Genomic DNA, 18,983 nt, shown 5'->3' with positions numbered 1-18,983 from the left:
AATCTCTGATGACGTTGTGCTTTCAACTACCCATCAGTTGTAGTCAGTTGTTACGCGGTCCGCCCGATGACGAGGCGATCATGGTTTTCCCCCGGGTGTAGACTCCACCGGTCGAGCGTTGGCCATTGCTTGTCGTGCGCTCGTTTTTCAGTCCATTCCGGAATTCACGTCATCGAATCGATAGGGAACGTCATGGCAAAGGATGAAATCGTCTGGGGTATCCTGGGCACTTCGAAAATCAACGACAAGGTCGTCGTGCCCATGCACAGCGCACCGAAGTGCCGCGTAAAAGCGATTGCTTCGCGTTCAGCGGAAAAGGCCCGGGAAGCCGCTGCGAAGTATGGTCTCGCGCACGCGTACGGCAGCTACGAAGCGCTGCTGGCAGACCCGGAAATCGACGCGGTCTATATCCCGTTGCCCAATCATCTCCATATGGAATGGACGATCAAGGCCGTCGAAGCGGGCAAGCACGTGTTGTGTGAAAAACCGGTTGGGCTGGACGCGCAACAGGCCGAGCGTCTCATCGCCGCGCGCGACAAGAGCGGCCGGTACGTCCAGGAAGCCTTTATGGTTCGCACGCATCCGCAGTGGCTGAAGGTGCGGGCTTTGATCGAGGAAGGCGCCATAGGCGAGTTGCGGGCCGTGACCGGGGGCTTCACTTACTACAACACCAACGCGCGCGACATTCGCAACCAGAACGAACTGGGCGGCGGCGGCCTCCTGGATATCGGCTGCTATCCGATCACGACCTCGCGCTTCATACTTGGCCGCGAACCGAAGCGGGTGGTCGCGCTGATGGAGCGCGATCCGTCGTTCGAGGTGGACCGGCTCGGCTCCGTGCTGCTGGATTTCGATGGCGTGCAGGCAAGCTTCTTTTACTCGACCCAGGTTTATCCCTATCAGCGGATGCAGTTTCATGGCACCACGGGGCGTATCGAGGTCGAAATTCCATTCAACGCGCCGAACGACCGGCCCACGCGTCTCCTGGTGAGTCAGCAAGGAAATGCGGATCGCTGGCTGGAGCTTCCCGTCTGCGATCAGTACGGTGTGGCCGCAACGGTTTTTGCCGAGGCGATATTGAACGGCAACCCACAGGCGATCCCGCTGGAAGATGCGCGCGCAAACATGCGAGTCATCGATGCCGTGTTCCGCTCGGCTCGAACGGGCGCATGGGAGAGTGTTCCGGCAAGCTGAGCGATTCCAGCGGAGTCCCCCCGCCATACCCGAATTTCCCACCGCCATTTCAACGTGGTTCAGGAGGAAACACAGTGGACAAACCCGACGATCCGATTCTGCATATCCTGCACGAGTACAAATCCGCGGTATTCGCAAAAGACGTCGACGCGTTCGTCGCACTCTACGACCCTGACGTGCTGGTCTTCGACATGTGGGGTGCGTGGACGTATCGCGGCATCGCGTCGTGGCGCGAAATGGTGGCGGGCTGGTTCGGCTCGCTGGGTACGGACCGCGTCGTGGTGGATTTCAGCGAAGCGCAGACGATCGTCGCGCAGAACCTCGCCGTTGTTCACGCCTTCGTGTCATTCAAGGCGGTGGCCGCCGACGGAGAGACATTGCGCTCGATGGACAACCGGCTCACCGTGACGCTCAGGCAGGGCGGCGACGGCTGGCGGATCGTCCACCAGCATTCGTCCTCGCCGATCGATCCCGCTACGACGAAGGCGATTTTCAAGCGCTGATGCGCGAAACAGACATGCCTTGCGCGGGGCTCGGCATTGCCTTCTGTGCAGCAGGACGAAGGCGACCAGTATCGGCTCAAGCCGCCTCGCCGCTGCGCTGCGCGAGCGCGGCGGCGGCCTGGTTTTGCGCGAGGTGGCGCAGCAGCTTCGTCACCATCGCGACGACCGTGAACGCGAGCAGCACGAAAAACACCGCGAGCGGCGTGAGCACGTGCACGGAGACGAAGCCGGCCAGGCCCATCATCGCCGAGGAAACCAGCAGGAGCGCGCAACCGAGGATCGCGCTCGTCAAACCCGCGATATGCGGGAACAGCGAATTGCCCTTGGCCATCAGCGTGGGATACATCGCGCCCGCGCACAGGCCCATGACGAGAACCGGCGTGGCGAGCGTCCACACGCGCAGCCCGACCGTGAGCGCGAGCACCAGCATGACCACCGCCGCGCCCGCCATCACGCGTGCGCCCACGCGCAGCCGCTGCTCCGGCGTCGGCAGGCGGGGGCCGTGCAGCCGGTTCGAGAGGCCGCCAAGGAAATACATGAGGCCGATGCCGAGCGCGAGGTAGCCGAAGAACGTCGGCGGCTTGTGCAGTGTGTTCTGCACCATGAACGGCCCGATGATGTTGAACACGAGCAGGATGCTGTAGCAGAGCCCCTGGGCGAGAAAACAGCTCTGGAACACGGGGCTCGCGAGCACCTTGCCCGCATTCGCGACGAGTGTGCGCGGCTCGAGACGCACGGGTTGCCGCAAGGTCTCGCGAAAGCGCCACAGCAGCGCCCACATCACGAGCGAATAGACCAGCAGGAACACGAGGCAGGCCTGCCACCCGAACCACTCCTGCAGATGCGCGCCGATCACGGGCGCGACGATCGGCGCGAGCCCCCACGTGATCGACATATAGGTGAACGCGTGCATGAGCGCGGTGCCCGCGAACGAGTCGGTGATGATGGCCTTCGCGAGCAGATTGGTAGCGGCAATGCCGAAGCCTTGCAGACAGCGCGCGAGCACGAAGGTCTCCAGATTCGGAGCGGCGAGCGAGAGCAGGCAACCGAGGGTGTACACCACGAGGCCGAAGGCCAGCACGCGCTTGCGTCCCAGGGCATCGGAGATCGGTCCGAAGATGAGCTGGCCGAACGCGTACGCGGCCATATAGACCGATACGCTCGACTGGATCGCCTGCGGCGAGGTCGCGAAGTAGCGCGCCATGGCCGGCAGCGCGGGCACGTAGATGTCGATGGCGAGTTGCCCGGCAGAGGCGAACAGGCAGATCAGGAACAGCAGAAAGCGCGGCGAATTCTGCGCTCGCGCGGCGGTGCCTGAGCGCTCGGGAAGATCTTGGGTCATGACAGCGTGAAAAAGGCGATTCCGGTGCGGCCGGGCGGGCAGGGTCTCGAAACGCGCGCGAAAGGCGGTTCGGATCGCGAACTCAGCAGGGGCGCGGCGGCGTAGTCGCGTATTGTGCCTGTTATCGGTCACTTTCGTGCGACACCCCTTGCGCCGGCAGGGGCGGTCGGGTCGCCCATGCGCCGCCGCGATAAGTCAGGGTGCGCCGCTCGATGTCGATAGCCGGATTCATGGGCCGGGCCGCGCGCGGACGCGGCCAGGATCATATCGGGCTGCGCCCCGATTCGTCCCGCCTGGTCCACTGATGCGCCCTCGGCAGGCCGTCCGCGAGGTTGAGTCGCCAGGCGCGGCGCTTGCTGGGATCCGCCTGTCTCGTTCAGTGGACAGATGCGGAGTGCCGACATGCCAGAGAGAAGGCCGAAGCCGCTCGTGCGCAACCCGGTCAGCGCGGAAGACTACGAGGTCTTCTGCGGCGAGCAGATCGATGGAGCGGGCCGTTTCTACGGGTTGCTGCGCATTCGCCGCAAGACTGATGGACGGCTCATCTATCCATTCGACGGATGCCCGCGCCCTGGTCCATGCGCGAGTGGCGCGCTGGCGCGGCAACAGGCGCTCTCGCTCGCGGACGAGTTGATTCGCGCCGATATCGCGATGCCCGAGGCGTGACGCCGCGCCGGCGCAGTTAGCGCATCGCCTGGGCATTGGTGGGGCGATGTTCGTCTGGCTTTGCGATCGGATTGTGCGCCTTCCGCTTGCGCCAATGCCTGTGCAGGGAGAATTCAATTTCTCCCACGCCTTTTTAAATAGAATTCAATCCTCTTCTTGTCCGATAAGGCGCCGTATTTTGGAACCATTTTTTGGCACCCAGCGCGTACCATTTTCGGCAGTTCCGTTGCGCGAGAAAGAAGATGAGCGAGAAAGGCGATTTGCGTTACTTTGACTATGCCGCGACCACCCCGGCGGACCCGAGGGTGATCGAGGCGATGTTCGGCTGTCTGGGCCTCGAAGGCGACTTCGGCAATCCGGCGTCCAGCTCGCACGGCGCTGGCCAGCGGGCGCGGCGGCTCGTCGAGCAGGCGCGCAAGGACGTCGCGGCGCTCATCGGCGCCGACGCCGGCGACATCGTCTGGACTTCCGGTGCGACCGAGTCGAACAATCTCGCGCTGAAGGGCTATGCGGACCGCGCCACCGAAAAGCGCCACCTCATCACGAGCCAGCTCGAGCACAAGGCCATCCTCGACACGATGACGTGCCTCGAAGCGCGCGGCATGCCGGTCACGCGCCTCGCGCCGAACGCACAAGGCGAAATCACGGCCGAGGCCGTGGCCGCCGCGCTGCGTCCGGACACCGGGCTGGTGTCGCTCATGCTCGTCAACAACGAAGTGGGCACGCTCACGGACATCGCGGCGATCGCGCGCGTGGTGCACGCGGCCGGCGCGCTGCTGCACGTCGATGCGGCGCAGGCGCTCGGCAAGACAGCCATCGACGTGAAAGCGATGGGCATGGATCTCCTCTCGATGTCGGCGCACAAGGTGTATGGACCGAAGGGCATCGGCGCGCTCTATGTGAGCCCCGAGGCGTTCGAGCGCATCGCGCCGCAAATGCACGGCGGCGGCCATGAGCGCGGCCTGCGCTCGGGCACCCTGGCCACGCACCAGATCGTCGGCATGGGCGTGGCGTGCGAGATCGCGCGCAACGAGATGCAGGAAGACAGCGAGCGCATCGCGCGGCTGGGCGAGCGTCTGCTGGAGCAGGTGCTGGCGGTGCCGGGCGTCACGCTCAACGCCGCGCACGCGAAGCGCATTGCGCACACGCTGAGCCTCACGTTCGATCTGCCGGGCTTCTTCCCGTTCCTGCTGACCGGCGACCTCGCGATCTCTTCGACTTCGGCCTGCAACTCGGCCGCGGGCTCGCCTTCGCACGTGCTCACGGCGATCGGGCTCGGCGAGGAGGCGGCGAGCCGCACCGTACGCCTGAGCCTCGGACGCTTCACGACGCAGGAAGACGTCGACTTCGCGGCGGACTGCATGCTTCGCGCCGTGGCGCCGTGCACGCCGGTTGCGGCAGCGCTCTGATCGGCACGCGATGGCCATCCCCGCCCGATGTTCGATTCACTCGCTTTTGGCGGCTGACCGCTTCGCTTAGCCGCCGCCCTGGGCGAGAAAGCGCTGGATCTCGTCGGTGAGCCAGTCGCGCACGGCACGCACCTTCGGGTCGTCGCGGCTGTCCATGCGGTAGACGAGGTCATGACCGCGCTCGGCCTCGAGGCGCAATTGCGGGAACGGCGCCACGAGCCGGCCGGCCGCGATGTCATCTGCCACGATCACGCTGCGCCCCAGCGCCACGCCTTCGCCGCGGATCGCCGCCTCGATGGCGAGGCTGCCGTGGCTGTACGCCGTGCCACGATCGCTGCGCACGCCGCTCAAACCCGCCAGCGCCAGCCATTGCTCCCAGTTCGCGAGCATGCCGCCCTCGTGCAGCAGGGTGCAGCGCGCGAGACTCTCCACCGATGCCATGCCGCCCATCTTCGCCCGATATTCGGGACTGCAGACGGGTGTCACGGTCTCATCGAGAATGCGCTCGGCCAGCACGCGCGGATACCGGCCGCTTCCGTAGCGGATCGCCACGTCCACATCCGAGTCGTTGAGATCGACGTACTTGTCGGTCACGTCCAGATGAACGTCGAGTTCCGGATGGCGCGATTTGAGCCGGTGCAGGCGCGGCGCGAGCCAACGGTTCGCAAAGGACACGCTCGCGTTGATCTTCAGTCGCCTGACGCTGTCGTGCGTTCGCAGGCGCTCGGACTCCTTGGTCAGTTCCGCGAGCGCGCGGTTCACGGCCAGCAGGAATTCGGCGCCCGCTTCGGTCAGGACGATGCGCCGCGTGAGGCGCTGGAACAGCGCCACCCCCAGGTGGCGTTCGAGTGTCTTGATGTGCCGGCTCACCGCGCCGTGCGTGACGTGCAGTTCCTGCGCGGCCAGCGTCATGCTCAAGAGCCGCCCCGTGGCTTCGAAGGCGCGCAGGGTTTGCAGAGGGGGCAGCCGGTCGAACATGGAGCGGAAGGCGTGTGCGACGTGTGAGTTTGACTCACGCATTATATGACGACAAATGGTTTGTCAGCCGCATTGGCGACCTTCAATATGGGCAGCAAGGCGGGACGTAGCGCTACGCCATTGGCGCATTCCCGAAGGTTGGTGTTCTCCGCATTGCATCGTTCCTCATGGATCTTCTGCTTTTCAAACTCGTCGTTACGCCGTTGTTGCTGTTGGCCGCCAGTCTCGCCGCTCGCCGCTGGGGCGAGGCAGTCGGCGGGCTGCTCGTGGGGTTGCCGCTCACATCGGGACCGGTCTCGGTTTTTCTCGCGCTCGAGCACGGGCCGGCATTTGCTGCTCACGCGACATCGGGCTCGCTCGTCGCGACCGCCGCGCAAGCGGCTTTCTGCGTGGCGTACTGCCGGCTCGCCAACCGCGGGTGGACGGTGGCCCTCGCAGGCGCCGGCGCGACGTTCGCCCTCGTGGCCGCTGCGCTCCAGTGGAGCGCGCTGCCTGCAAACGGCCTGTATCTCGTCGCGATTCTCGCTATCGCCCTGGCGCTCCCCCGCATTCCCAACCGGCCCGCCCGCACCGCTCGGCTCGCGCCGCCTTGGTGGGACTTGCCTTCGCGCATGGCGCTCATCGCGGGGCTCGTGGTCGGCGTGACACTCATCGCGCCTTACGTCGGGCCCGAAGCGAGCGGCGTGCTGGCGTCTTTCCCGTTCATGGCGATCATCCTCGCCGTGTTCGCGCACCGCATGATCGGCCATGAAGCGGCGCAGCAACTGATGCGCGGCATGACGACGGGGCTGCTCGGTTTCGCCTCGTTCTTCTTTGTGCTGAGCCTCACGCTCACGCGCTGGCCTCTCGTGGCCGCGTATGGCGGCGCGATCGTCTGCGTGCTGACGATCCAGGCGATTTCCCTCTACCGCATGCGCCTGCCGGCGCCGTGCCTGCGCAGCAAGACGAGGCCCGAAGGCAGCGCGCCGTAGCCGCGCCAAGGCCCCTGCAGCTGTTGCGGCGCAACGCAGCTCGCGGGCGCGCACCGGCGGCACCCCGAAGCTCGCGGCGGATCGCCTACACTACACAACCAGCGGATGCGGCCACTTCCGCACCGCCGGCCCGCCATGGCGCACATCTTCTTCGCAGCCTCGATTCAACGGCACGTCGCGATGCCCGAACGCGAGATCCACGCGTGCACGCTCGGCGAAGCGTTCGATGCCGTTTTCGCCGAGCAGCCTCGTTTGCGCGGCTATATCCTCGACGATCAAGGCGCGTTGCGAAAGCATCTGGCGGTGTTCGTGGACGGCGTGCGCTTGCGCGACCGGGAGCATCTGTCCGATGCGCTCGGCGAGGCGAGCCGCGTCTACGTCGTGCAGGCGCTTTCGGGCGGTTGAGGAGGACTGGTAGATGAGCGATCGATTGCTAGTCGCGACCCGCAAGGGGCTGTTCGTTCTGCAAGCCGATGGCCGGGAGGGCTGGCTGCTCGGCGAACCGCATTTCGTCGGCGAGCCGGTGAGCATGGCGATGCACGATCCGCGCGACGGGACGCTCTATGCCGCGCTCAATCTGGGCCACTTCGGCGTGAAGCTGCATAGACGGCGCGCTGGCATGACGGACTGGGAGGAGTGCGCGGTGCCCGTCTACCCGCCGCAACCCGCCGACGACGTGCAGTCCGCGGTCGCCGACGCATTGGGCCGGCCGCCCGCGCCCTGGTCGCTCCAGCAGATCTGGTCGCTCGAACCCGGCGGCGCGGACGAGCCGGGCGTACTGTGGGCCGGCACGATCCCCGGCGGATTGTTCCGCTCGAAAGACGGCGGCGACGCCTGGACACTCAACCGCGCGCTCTGGGACCGCCCCGAGCGTCGCGAATGGGTAGGAGGCGGCTACGATGCGCCGGGCATCCATTCCGTGATGGTCGATCCGCGCGACAGCCGGCACGTCACGGTTGGCGTATCGTGCGGCGGCGTCTGGCAAACGGACGACGGCGGCGCGACCTGGCGCCTCACCGCCGATGGCATGGAGGCCGACTATATGCCGCCCGAGCGCCGCGGCGAAGCCAATGTGCAGGATCCGCACCGCGTCGTGCAATGCGCGGCCAACCCCGACGTGCTGTGGACGCAGCATCACTGCGCGATCTTCCGCTCGACCGACGGCGCGGCTCACTGGCGGCGCATCGAAGCGCAGCCATCGAGCTTCGGCTTCGCGGTCGCGGTGCATCCGCGCGAGCCGGATACCGCGTGGTTCGTGCCAGCCGTGAAAGATCAGTACCGCATTCCCGTGGATGGCCGGCTCGTCGTCACGCGCACGCGCGACGGCGGGCGCACGTTCGAGCGTTTCTCGAACGGCTTGCCGGCCGCGCCGGCGTACGACCTCGTGTACCGGCACGGGCTCGACATCGACGAGTCCGGCACGCGCCTCGCCATGGGATCGACGACGGGTGGACTGTGGACGTCGGCCGACGGCGGCGAAAGCTGGCGGCTGATCTCCGCGCATTTGCCGCCGGTTTATTGTGTCCGGTTCGGTTGAAGGCTGAAGGCTGAAGGAGCGGAACCGGACGCCGCCTCACGCAGGTGCCATAACCTGCCGCAGAAAGCGCCGCAGGCGTTCGCCCAGGCCGTCGCGGACGTGGGCCACTTTTAGTGCGCCGCCTGAAACATCGTCATGCGCTTCAGGATCCACTCGAGCAGTTCATGCGCGGCCGCGACGAGCGGCCGCCCCGACTTCACGAGCACGCGAGCCTTCGTGCCCAGAAACAGCGGGTGATCGATCGGCACAGTCGTGAGTTCGCCGGCCTCGATCTCGCGCGAGGCGGCGAACGCGCCGATCAACGTCGCGAAGTTTTCAGCGGCCACGAAACGCTTGAGCGCGGTAAGCGAATTTGTGGTGAGCGTGGCGCGAATCTCGATGTTTTCCGCGAACGCCAGCATCGTCGCGAGATGCCCGATGCCGAACGTGCTCGGCATCAACGCGAGCGGCCACGCGCGGAGGTCGTCGAGCGTGGCTGGCGTGCCGCGCCGCGCGAGCGGATGATCACTGCGCACGAGCAGGACAACGGGCTGCGCGCTGCTCGCGCGGTATTCGATGCGCTCATGCGGCGGCGGATTGAACGCCATACCGATATGCGCGCGGCTTTCCACGACTTCGTTGAGCACGTCGTCGACGGGCAGGGTCGTAAGGCCGATTTCGAGCTTCGGATACTGGGCGCAGAACGGCGTGATGACTTCGCTCACCAGCGCATCGACGTAACCCTCGCTCACGGCGAGATCCACGCGGCCTTGCTGGAGCCCGCGCAACGCGTGCAACTGGTCCTCGAACTTTTCCTGCTGCGCGCGATAGCCGCGCCAGAACTCCAGCAGATGCGCCGCGGCTTCGGTGGGCCTCACACCGCGGGCCTGCCGCTCGAACAGTTGCGCGCCGAGTTCGTCCTCCAGCAGCTTGATTTGCCGCGTGATGACGGAAGGCGAGGTGTTCAGGCTGTCCGCGGCGCCGCGGATCGTGCCGTGCGTGAGCACTTCGTGGAAATAACGCAGCCGCTGCTGATTGATTTCGCGCATGGCTCTCGGTTCCGTACAAGGACCGTTGACTGAAAAAGAACGATATGTGAACTTTGTTGCTCTTGCTAGCGTGGAATGCCCTGGTCAGGATGGCGTTGCGCACGACGCCCATCGACAGGAGACAGACATGGCGGCCATTCTTCCCACCGCGCGAAGCCTCGACGCTTCCGCGCTCTATAGCAGGATCAACACGCGTTTGCTGCCGTTTCTGCTGATCTGCTATTTGTTTGCCTACCTCGATCGCGTGAACGTCGGGTTTGCAAAACTGCAGATGCAGACCGATCTCGGGTTCTCCGATGCCGCCTATGGCGTGGGCGCGGGCATTTTCTTCATCGGCTATGTGCTGTTCGAATTGCCGAGCAATCTGCTGCTGCCGAAAATCGGCGCGCGCAAGACCTTCGGGCGCATTCTGGTGCTGTGGGGCATCACGTCGGCGTGCATGCTGTTCGTGCGCAGCGTGAACGCGTTCTACGCCATGCGCTTCCTGCTGGGCGTTTTCGAGGCCGGTTTCGCGCCGGGCATGATCTTCTATCTTTCGCGCTGGTACGGCCCTTCGCGCATGGCGCGCGCCATTGCCATGGTGTTCCTGGCCGGGCCGATCGGCGGCATCGTCGGCGGCCCGGTTTCGGCGGCCATCATGAGTTCGCTGGCGGGCAGGGCGGGCCTCGCGGGCTGGCAATGGATGTTTCTCGTGGAAGGCCTGCCGTGCATCGCGCTCGGCATTGCGACCTTCCTCTATCTGCCCGACCGTCCGGCGGATGCCGCCTGGCTGAGCGACGCCGAAAAGCGCCGGCTCGAAGCCGAAGTCGGTCTGCCCGAGGCGCACGCCACGTCGTTTGGCAGCGTGCTGCGCGATCGCAAGGTGTATGTGCTGGCGCTCGCGTACTTCTGCATCATTGCGTCGATTTACGCCATCAGCTTCTGGCTGCCCGCCATCCTGAAAGCGCAGGGCGTGGGCAATCTCATCACACTCGGCTGGTACACGTCGATTCCGTACGTTGCGGCAGCCGTTGGCATGCTCTATATGGGCCGTCGATCGGACCGGCTCGGCGAGCGGCGCTTGCACTGCGCGGTGCCGGCAGCGGCCGCCGCGCTGCTTTTCGCGATGTGCGCCGCCACGGGCAATCATCTGGCGCCAACGCTCGCGCTGCTCACGCTCGTGACGATGGCGCTGTGGATGGCCTATACGGTCTTCTGGGCGATTCCGCCCGAATACATCAAGGGGCCGGCCGCGGCGGGCGGCATCGCGCTCATCAACACCATTGGGCTTTCGGGCGGCTTCTGGGGGCCCGCGGCGATCGGCTGGATCAAGACGGCGGCGGGCAACCTTCAGCCGGCGCTGCTCGCCATGGCGGGCGTTTCGCTCGTCGCCGCGCTGCTGATTCTCACGGTCGGGCTCTCGAGCGCGAAGCACTGAACGCGCGTGGCGTATTCAACGCATGCCCACGCAATATCATTTGATAAGTCATCCTATATAAATGAGGTAAGGGACATGAAAATTCTCATCGCGGGGTTCCAGCACGAGACCAACACGTTCGCGCCGACGAAAGCAAGCTGGCAGAGTTTCGTCCAGGGCGAGGGCTTCCCGCCGCTCGCGCGCGGCGCGGACGTGCTCTCGCTGCGCGACGTGAACGTGCCCGCCGGAGGCTTCATCAAGGCGGCCGAGGCGGCGGGCCATACGCTGGTGCCGGTCATCTGGGCGGGGGCGAGCGCTTCCGCGCACGTGACCGAAGACGCGTTCGAGCGCATTGCCGGAGAGATCGTCGATGCGGTGCGGCGCGGCGGCTTCGACGCCATCTACCTTGATCTGCACGGCGCTATGGTCGCCGAGCATCTCGACGACGGCGAAGGCGCACTGCTTGCGCGCGTGCGGGCCATCGTGGGCCGCGACATGCCCGTGGTGATCTCGCTGGATCTGCACGCCAACGTGACCGGGCAGATGTTTGCGCATGCCGACGCCATGGTCGCGTATCGCACCTATCCGCACGTGGACATGGCCGAGACGGGCGCGCGCGCCGCGCAGATTCTCATGCGCCTCGTCGAGGCGCCCGGGCGCAGGCTCAAACGTTTCGCGCGCCGCATTCCGTTCCTGATCCCGGTGAACGGCATGTGCACGCTCGTCGAACCGGCGCGCGGCACGTACGAGCGCCTTGCGGCATTGGAGAGCGATGCGGTCGTTTCGCTCTCGTTCGCGCCCGGATTTCCCGCTGCCGATTTCCCCGAGTGCGGCGCGACCGTTTGGGGTTACGGCTTCGACGAAGCCGCCGTGATGGCGGCGGTGGATACGCTGACCTCGGCCATCGTCGCACAGGAACGCGACTGGGAAGTGCGCTTTCTCGACCCCGACGCCGCCGTGCGCGAAGCCATGCGCCTCGCCGCGCATGCCACGCAGCCCGTGGTCATCGCCGACACGCAGGACAACCCGGGTGTGGGCGGCGACTCGAACACCATGGGCCTCGTGCGCGCCTTGCTGCGCCACGGCGCACGCGACGCGGCCGTGGGCCTGATCTGGGACCCGCAGGCCGCCGCGCAGGCGCACGAGGCGGGCGTGGGCGCGACTATCGAGCTCTCGCTCGCGGGCGGCTCGGGGGTGCCCGGCGACGCGCCGCTCGCCGGGCGCTTCGTGGTGGAGCATGTCGCCGATGGGCGGGTGCGCTTCGACGGCCCCATGATGAACGGCATGTGGACCGGGATCGGGCCGGTGGCGTGCCTGCGTATCGACGGCGTGAGGATCGCGGTCAGCTCGGTCAAGATGCAGATCTTCGACCGCAATCTCTATCGTGCGGCGGGGATCGAACCGGAGCGCATGAAGATTCTCGTCAACAAGAGTTCGGTCCACTATCGCGCCGATTTCGATGCAATTGCCTCCGCGCATCTCGTGGCGAAGGCGCCTGGGCCCATGGCCGCCGATCCCGCCGACCTGCCGTGGCGGCGCATCGATCCGGGTCTGCGGCTGCGCCCGAACGGTGCGTCGCTGCGCGATCTGCGCGGGTAGCAGGTAGCCCGGGCCGGGCGGGACTTTCGTATCTCTGTGTATCCACCGCGGCAACGGACAAAGTGGCTTGCAAAAGCGGGGGCCACGGAAACAAGCGGGATACGTGCGGGGGGTCAAATACACCCATGCCAGCCAGCGAAGTCGCAAACGAGACTTCGAGATGACTGGATGCACGTGCCACGCAACCGTGGCCCGACTCAACCGATGCTTAAAGGTGGATACCATGAAACTCTTCAAGTCGCTGATCGTTGCCGCTGCTGTCGTAGTTCCGGTCGTCTCCTTCGCGCAGTCCAGCGAGCCGCTCACGCGTGCTCAGGTTCGCGCCGAACTGGTGCAGCTCGAAAAGGCCGGCTACAACCCGGCGGCCGACTACAACGACTACCCGCAGAACATCCAGGCCGCGCAAGCGCGAGTGGATGCCCAGAACGGCGCGTTGGCGTCGGCGTATGGCGGCGTGGCCAATGCAGCGTCGGCAGCGGGTCCGGCAATGGTTTCGGCTTCACATGACATTCCCGGTCTGGGTTCGATCTACGCGCATCGGTGATCGGTGACTGAGCGCGCGAATTCAACGACGGCCCGCTTCGTGCGGGCCGTTGCACATGCTCACTTGCCTCGTTCCTCTCGCAGCCCTAACCTGTGCCGGACACGACCACCCCGAGACCAGCATGCAAACCACACCCGTCCGGCTATCCCCCGGCGACGATCTGCGCGTCGCCGTCGAAGGCTTGCTGAATCGATACGCATCGCAGGCGGCGTTCGTCATCCAGGGCATCGGCAGCCTGGGTGCCGCCCAATTGCGATTCGCAGGCGCCGAGTCGCCGGCCGAACTGCGCGGCGACCTCGAAATTCTCACGCTGGCGGGCTCGGTGTCGCCCGATGGCGCGCATCTGCACATGGCTGTGTCCGACGCGCAAGGCCGCGTGTTCGGCGGGCATGTCGCGCGCGGCTGCGTGGTTCGTACCACGGTCGAACTGCTGCTGGTGCTGCTCCCCGACCATCGCTTCTCGCGGGCGCCCGACCCGCTGACCGGCTACGCGGAATTGCAGATCCACCAGGCGTAAGGCCGATCCGCTTGCGCGGCACCCCGGCTTCTTTCTCACGCCGTCACAAAACTTAAAAGCGGCTTCGTTACTCTCTGACGTTGCCTTGCCGCGGCTTTCCTCGCGCGCAAGGCTCCCGCTCGGGCCGCTCCTCGAGCCGTTGTTGTGCCTCTATCTGGGACGGAGACTTCGATGACGGTCGAATCCGCGCCGGCGCTTCTGCCTTTGCAAAGCGCGCCGCGCAGACGTTTGAGCCTGCCCGCTGCATTCGCGACGATGCGTGTGCCCGCCGTGCTGCTGGCGTGCGCGGCGGCGGTCTGCACGCTGGGCGCATGCAGCGCGCGCGACAGCGACGCGCGCGTCGCGCTCACCACGAGCGCCGCACGCGAACTCTCGCAAGCGCAGCCGGGCCAATCGCAGCGCCCGCAGTTTGCGAATGCATTCACGCTCGCACCGGATGCGGCCGCAGCGAATCTTCACGACAGTTCATTCAGTAATGCAAACGATACGGGGAAAGACGGCGCCGCTTTGCCTGCAAACGCCGTGCGCTCGCCGGCCAGGTCGCCGGCCGATGCGAGCGCACAAGCGGTGCAAATCGACCCGCTCGTCACACCCGTCATTCACACCGTCGATTGACAACCCGGCCGCGCGGCCTTGGCCGCCTGCCGCCGTCAAGGCGGCATGCCGCGCGTGCCTTTCTCAACCTGAAGATGGAAACCAGAACATGACATCGAGAAGCCGCCGTGACTTTCTCCGTACTGCCGCGATGAGCGCCGGTTCGGCCACCGCCCTGACGATGCTGCCGCAGGGCATCCGCAATGCGCTCGCGATTCCCGCGAACAATCGCACGGGGAGCATCCGCGATGTCGAGCACATCGTCGTCCTCATGCAGGAAAACCGCTCGTTCGACCATTATTTCGGCACGCTGCGCGGCGTGCGCGGCTTCGGCGACACGCGTGCGATCACGCTGCCCAACGGCAAGCCCGTGTGGAATCAGCCGCTCGCGGCCGGGGCGGGCGAAGTGCTGCTGTTCCATCCCACGGCGGCCAACCTCGGCATGCAGTTTCTGCAGGATCTGCCGCACGACTGGACCACGACGCACGCGGCCTGGAACGGCGGCCGCTACGATCAGTGGGTGCCCGCCAAGGGCACGACCACGATGGCCTACCTCACGCGCGAGGACATTCCGTTTCACTACCAGCTCGCCGATGCTTTCACGATTTGCGACGCATACCACTGCTCGACGATGACCGCGACCGACCCGAACCGCTACTACATGTGGACGGGCTGGGTGGGCAACGACGGCAGCGGCGGCGGCCCGGTGATCGACAACGCGGAAGCGGGCTATGGCTGGTCCACGTATCCCGAGGTGCTGCAGAACGCGGGGATCACGTGGAAGATCTATCAGGACGTGGGTGAAGGTCTCGACGCGAAGGGCTCGTGGGGCTGGACGGGCGACAACCCGTACATCGGCAACTACGGCGACAACTCGCTGCTGTACTTCCATCAATACCAGAACGCGCAGCCCGGCAACCCGCTCTACGACCGTGCGCGCACGGGCACGAACGTGCTCGCTGGCGGCGGCTATTTCGATGTGCTGAAGCAGGACGTGGCCAACAATGCGCTGCCGCAGGTCTCGTGGATCGTCGCGCCCGAGGCGTACTCGGAGCACCCGAACTGGCCTGCGAACTACGGCGCGTGGTACGTCGACCAGGTGCTGCAGATCCTCACGTCGAACCCGGACCTGTGGAGCAAGACCGTGCTGCTCGTGAACTACGACGAAAACGACGGCTTCTTCGATCACCTGGCGCCCCCGTTCCCGCCGGCTTCGAGTGCCAATGGCCTCTCGACTGTCGACACCACCAACGAAATTTTCCCGGGCAGCAGCAAGTACGCCGCGGGGCCATACGGCCTCGGGCCGCGCGTGCCGATGCTCGTGGTCTCGCCGTGGTCGCGCGGCGGCTGGGTGTGCTCGGAGACGTTCGATCATACTTCCGTGATCCGCTTCATCGAAAAGCGCTTCGGACTCCATCATGATTTGCGCGAGCCGAACATCACGCCGTGGCGCCGCGCCGTATGCGGCGACCTCACGTCGGCGTTCAACTTCGCCACGCCCAACGCGGCGCTGCCCGGGCTGCCTTCCACGACGGGCTACGCGCCGCCCGACAAGCTCCGTCACCCCGACTACGTGCCGGTGCCGCCCGTCACGGGCAGCGTGCCGAAGCAGGAAGCAGGCGTGCGCAATGCGCGCGCGCTGCCGTACGAGCTCTTCGTTCGCTTCGATGCGAACGGCAACTCGGGCGAGGTCTCCGCGCGCTTCGTCAATTCCGGGCGCGCCGGTGCAGTGTTCCTCGTCTACACGGCGGGCAGCACCGATGCGCCGCGCACCTATACCGTTGAAGCCGGCAAGCATCTGCAGGACAAGCTCCCGATTGGCGCCACCGGTGCTTATGACTTCAGCGTGCACGGCCCCAACGGCTTTCTGCGCCGCTTCGCAGGCACGCTGGTCAAGTCGGGCTGGTTGGGCCGCGACGACACGGCACGGCCCGAAGTCGCGGAGGGCTATGACGTGGCGAACGGCAACCTGCAACTGCGCCTCGAGAACAGGGGCAGCGCGCGCTGCCAGTTCGCGATCGTCAACGCTTACGATCCGCAAACGAAGATCGAGCGCACCGTGCGCGGCGGCGACACGGACCCGCTCTATCTCGACCTGCGCAATGCATACGGTTGGTACGACCTGACGATCACGGTCGATTGCGACGCGACCTTCGTGCGCCGCATTGCGGGTCACGTCGAAACGGGCCGCCCGAGCTATAGCGACCCGGCGCTGGGCGCGTAAGGAAGGGAATGCGGGCTAAGCAGTGAGATGGACCACGGCTTTGCGAGCCTCGCGAGCCGTGGTTTTTTTGCTTGCCGCGCAATGATGAGCGTTGCATCTAGCGCCAACGCGGCGGCGGCGGCCCCCAGCCCGGATGGCGGACGTGTCTCGGGCCGGCGAATCGCGGCGGATGATGCCACGGAGAAAAGCCGTGGCGGCTGTACATGACAGGAGGCGGCCACATGGGCCCGGAATGCACGAAGAATACGGGCGGCGGCGGTGCGTAAAAGGCGCCCGGAATGCCAAAGCCCACGCCCAGGTTGACGTTCACGCGCGCCTGTGCGGTTTGCATGGCACAGAGGACGGCCAGCGCCGGGACGAAAGCAAACTTCACCACACAGGGTTTCATCGTCGTGCCTCTGGACGAGTCAGGCCGGGTCGTGCGCTTCCCGCTGCACCCGGCCGCTTATTTCGTGTGCGCTTGCGCGGGGCGGAAAGCGGCGTCCGCAACCTTCTTTTGCGCGTCGGGCATGTCCGCATAAAGCGCCGAGAAAGCATCGAGCATCGCCTTGCTCCCATCGGCATTCGCCTGGGCGATCTCGTTCCACGACTGCAGGTTCTCCACCGCGGTTTGCGTGTGCGCGTTGTCGTGCCTTTGCTGGATCAGGTCATCGACAGTCTTTGCATTGTTGCGCATGACGTCGGCCACTTTCGCCCACTTCTCTTCTTCGGCGGGAGTAATCTTGAGTTCAGCATGCAGTTCGTTCACGCGGTCGTCGACTGTCTCGGTGTGAGCCTGATGCGCCGAAGCGGCGGGAGCGCTGGCCTGCGCCCAGCACGTTGAAGCGCCAAGCAGGGCTAGCGCTACCAGGACAGGTTTCATGTCAGTCCTCGCGAGATGCGCTCGCCGGCGACAGCCTGCGCTGTCCGGCAAGCAGGAATGAATCGTTTTGATCATAGGCAGCGGCAGCGAACAATTCAATTTCGGCGCCGCGTTTGCAAGAGGGAATGGGGCACGATTCGCACCGGCACCACGCTTCACTCACGAAAAGCATCAACTGGATCTGGCTCGCGGGGAGCCATTCTGGCGATAAAAGGAGGCAACGTGGCGATTCGATTCGCATCTTGCATGGGCTACGCTTTCCGCTCCGTTGCGACTTCGCGGACGCGGTGGGGAAGGCTGGCATGCGCAGCGCTAGCCATGACCACGTTCGCAGGTTATGTGTCGGAAAGTCGCGCTGCTGTGTCGATCATGCGCCCGCCGCGCGAAGCGCGCTCCGACGAGCCGCTGGTGGTGACGATCGTGTACAGCGGCGACGCGCCTGGCGGAACCTCGGTCGATGTGCCCCGCACGTTGAGCATCACGCTCACGAACGGCGAGCAGTTGCCGAGAGCCGTGCTGCTCACGCGTGATTCGGGCGCACCCGAGCATGTAAGGCTCGCGGCCGGCGAATTGAAAGCGGTGAGCTATAGCGCGCCATGGCCCGAGTGGGCGCGCGGCGCGGTGCGTGTGGACGTACCCGGCGTAGACGTTTCGCCTTCGCTGGTCCTGCTCACGCGCAAGCCGCACTCCGCTACGGCGAACGCCGGGTCGCCGGCATCGGCAACCGCTGCAGTGGCCGTTGCTCCCGCATCCAGTCCACTCGCGATTGCGCCGGCCGAAGGGCCGATGGCGGGCAACGAGTCGCTCGCCGCGCAAATGCCGCCTTCGACCGTGAAGCCTTCGAATTCGATCGTGCCGGATCTCGGCACCTTTCTGCTGGGGCGTCTTTCGTTCTACCAGCCGAACTATTTCTCGGACGGCTGGTCCTCGAACGACGCGGACCTCGCAAGATTCCAGATCAGTGTCAAATTCCGCTTCGTGCTGCCCGATGATCCGCGTTCGCGCGGTTTCGTCGACAACCTCTATTTTGCCTACACGCAGACTTCGCTCTGGAATATTCGCGGGTACGACTCGCCGTTCCACGATACGAGCTACAAGCCCGCGCTTTTCTACTATCTCGAAGACACCGGGTGGAGGGCCAAGTGGTTCACCCGGATGGGCATCGAGACAGGCTACGAGCACGAGTCGAATGGGACTGCGGGTGCCGGCTCGCGCGGTGTCGACATTCTGTACGTGCAGCCGATCTGGGATTTCGGCGACATCAATGCCAACCACTTGACCATTGCACCTAAAATCTACGCGTACGAGCACATCCAGGAAACGAATTCGGATATCGCACACTATCGGGGCTATGTCGATCTGTTGATGAAATACGGCAGCCCCGATGGCTGGCAACTCGCGACCACATTGAGAAAGGGCACGAGATCGACCTATGGAAGCGTCGATGTGCAATTCACGTACCCGCTCGCCAAACTGTTCGGAAATGCATGGGGCGGCTACGTGTTTCTCAACTATTTCAACGGCTATGCCGAAGACCTGCTTGAATACAACCAGCATCGATGGGCCGCTCGCATCGGCATTGCCGTTTCGCGGTGAGGGACGGAAGCGTCGGCTCACCA

General features: G+C 65.4%; 18 protein-coding genes and 1 pseudogene. 14 read left to right on the top strand and 5 right to left on the bottom strand.

Annotated features, from left to right (window positions below):
* The first annotated feature begins 192 nt into the window (after positions 1–192).
* Both BMI01S_RS05730 and BMI01S_RS05725 read left to right on the top strand, forming a co-directional pair.
* Positions 193–1,194, top strand: coding sequence for a Gfo/Idh/MocA family protein (locus BMI01S_RS05730; RefSeq protein WP_028211333.1), 1,002 nt, complete (start codon positions 193–195; stop codon positions 1,192–1,194).
* Positions 1,195–1,268: 74 nt separating this feature from the next.
* Positions 1,269–1,697 carry a YybH family protein gene (locus tag BMI01S_RS05725; RefSeq protein WP_028230238.1) on the top strand — a complete coding sequence of 143 codons (429 nt, stop codon included), beginning with the start codon at positions 1,269–1,271 and terminating at the stop codon, positions 1,695–1,697.
* 76 nt (positions 1,698–1,773) lie between these two features.
* On the opposite strand, the gene BMI01S_RS05720 is transcribed toward BMI01S_RS05725, so the two are convergent.
* On the bottom strand, positions 1,774–3,039 hold the full coding sequence (locus BMI01S_RS05720) for a multidrug effflux MFS transporter (RefSeq protein WP_028230239.1): 1,266 nt from the start codon (positions 3,037–3,039) through the stop codon (positions 1,774–1,776).
* 402 nt (positions 3,040–3,441) lie between these two features.
* Here BMI01S_RS05720 and BMI01S_RS05715 point away from each other — a divergent pair, with 402 nt between their 5' ends.
* Both BMI01S_RS05715 and BMI01S_RS05710 read left to right on the top strand, forming a co-directional pair.
* Positions 3,442–3,705, top strand: a complete 264-nt coding sequence (locus tag BMI01S_RS05715; RefSeq protein WP_042288558.1) for a DUF6723 family protein — start codon at positions 3,442–3,444, stop codon at positions 3,703–3,705.
* Between the two features lie 242 nt (positions 3,706–3,947).
* Positions 3,948–5,209: pseudogene (locus tag BMI01S_RS05710) on the top strand (cysteine desulfurase family protein); the annotation flags it as partial.
* Here the strand turns inward: BMI01S_RS05710 and gcvA are convergent.
* Entirely contained in the window at positions 5,181–6,092 is a 912-nt protein-coding gene (gene gcvA / locus BMI01S_RS05705; RefSeq protein WP_028230240.1) for a transcriptional regulator GcvA, read from the bottom strand. The pseudogene BMI01S_RS05710 and the gene gcvA sit on opposite strands and share 29 nt — an antisense overlap.
* 167 nt (positions 6,093–6,259) lie before the next feature.
* Between gcvA and BMI01S_RS05700 the strand changes: the two genes are divergently transcribed.
* The 3 genes from BMI01S_RS05700 to BMI01S_RS05690 all read left to right on the top strand — a co-directional run bounded on the left by BMI01S_RS05700 (position 6,260) and on the right by BMI01S_RS05690 (position 8,600).
* Positions 6,260–7,063, top strand: a complete 804-nt coding sequence (locus BMI01S_RS05700) for a hypothetical protein (RefSeq protein WP_042288555.1) — start codon at positions 6,260–6,262, stop codon at positions 7,061–7,063.
* A 135-nt stretch (positions 7,064–7,198) separates the two neighbouring features.
* Positions 7,199–7,468, top strand: a complete 270-nt coding sequence (locus tag BMI01S_RS05695; RefSeq protein WP_028230241.1) for a ubiquitin family protein — start codon at positions 7,199–7,201, stop codon at positions 7,466–7,468.
* Between the two features lie 13 nt (positions 7,469–7,481).
* On the top strand, positions 7,482–8,600 hold the full coding sequence (locus tag BMI01S_RS05690) for a WD40/YVTN/BNR-like repeat-containing protein (RefSeq protein ID WP_028230242.1): 1,119 nt from the start codon (positions 7,482–7,484) through the stop codon (positions 8,598–8,600).
* A gap of 110 nt (positions 8,601–8,710) precedes the next feature.
* On the opposite strand, the gene BMI01S_RS05685 is transcribed toward BMI01S_RS05690, so the two are convergent.
* Positions 8,711–9,628, bottom strand: a complete 918-nt coding sequence (locus tag BMI01S_RS05685; RefSeq protein ID WP_028230243.1) for a LysR family transcriptional regulator — start codon at positions 9,626–9,628, stop codon at positions 8,711–8,713.
* Positions 9,629–9,755: 127 nt separating this feature from the next.
* Here BMI01S_RS05685 and BMI01S_RS05680 point away from each other — a divergent pair, with 127 nt between their 5' ends.
* The 6 genes from BMI01S_RS05680 to BMI01S_RS05655 all read left to right on the top strand — a co-directional run bounded on the left by BMI01S_RS05680 (position 9,756) and on the right by BMI01S_RS05655 (position 16,502).
* Positions 9,756–11,045 (top strand): MFS transporter, encoded by a 1,290-nt coding sequence (locus BMI01S_RS05680; RefSeq protein WP_028211341.1) that lies wholly within the window; start codon positions 9,756–9,758, stop codon positions 11,043–11,045.
* A 75-nt stretch (positions 11,046–11,120) separates the two neighbouring features.
* Positions 11,121–12,623, top strand: a complete 1,503-nt coding sequence (locus BMI01S_RS05675) for a M81 family metallopeptidase (RefSeq protein ID WP_028230244.1) — start codon at positions 11,121–11,123, stop codon at positions 12,621–12,623.
* Between the two features lie 223 nt (positions 12,624–12,846).
* On the top strand, positions 12,847–13,167 hold the full coding sequence (locus BMI01S_RS05670; RefSeq protein WP_028230245.1) for a DUF4148 domain-containing protein: 321 nt from the start codon (positions 12,847–12,849) through the stop codon (positions 13,165–13,167).
* A 121-nt stretch (positions 13,168–13,288) separates the two neighbouring features.
* Complete coding sequence (locus BMI01S_RS05665; RefSeq protein ID WP_028211344.1) at positions 13,289–13,684, top strand: PPC domain-containing DNA-binding protein; 396 nt, start codon at positions 13,289–13,291, stop codon at positions 13,682–13,684.
* Positions 13,685–13,855: 171 nt separating this feature from the next.
* Positions 13,856–14,299: a hypothetical protein gene (locus BMI01S_RS05660; protein ID WP_028211345.1), complete on the top strand. Its 444-nt coding sequence runs from the start codon at positions 13,856–13,858 to the stop codon at positions 14,297–14,299.
* Positions 14,300–14,387: 88 nt separating this feature from the next.
* Positions 14,388–16,502: a phosphocholine-specific phospholipase C gene (locus tag BMI01S_RS05655; RefSeq protein ID WP_028230246.1), complete on the top strand. Its 2,115-nt coding sequence runs from the start codon at positions 14,388–14,390 to the stop codon at positions 16,500–16,502.
* A 97-nt stretch (positions 16,503–16,599) separates the two neighbouring features.
* Here the strand turns inward: BMI01S_RS05655 and BMI01S_RS05650 are convergent, their stop codons facing one another.
* Complete coding sequence (locus tag BMI01S_RS05650; RefSeq protein WP_036018625.1) at positions 16,600–16,878, bottom strand: hypothetical protein; 279 nt, start codon at positions 16,876–16,878, stop codon at positions 16,600–16,602.
* Between the two features lie 69 nt (positions 16,879–16,947).
* Positions 16,948–17,364, bottom strand: coding sequence for a Spy/CpxP family protein refolding chaperone (locus BMI01S_RS05645; RefSeq protein WP_036044343.1), 417 nt, complete (start codon positions 17,362–17,364; stop codon positions 16,948–16,950).
* A gap of 318 nt (positions 17,365–17,682) precedes the next feature.
* Here BMI01S_RS05645 and BMI01S_RS05640 point away from each other — a divergent pair, with 318 nt between their 5' ends.
* A complete protein-coding gene (locus tag BMI01S_RS05640; protein ID WP_028230247.1) occupies positions 17,683–18,960 on the top strand; it encodes a phospholipase A in 1,278 nt (425 codons plus the stop codon).
* Positions 18,961–18,983: the final 23 nt, after the last annotated feature.

It is taken from the genome of Paraburkholderia mimosarum LMG 23256 = NBRC 106338 (assembly GCF_000739815.1).
GTDB lineage: Bacteria > Pseudomonadota > Gammaproteobacteria > Burkholderiales > Burkholderiaceae > Paraburkholderia > Paraburkholderia mimosarum.
Note: the sequence above shows the minus strand (reverse complement) of the source record. Positions and strands in the feature narration are given on the sequence as shown.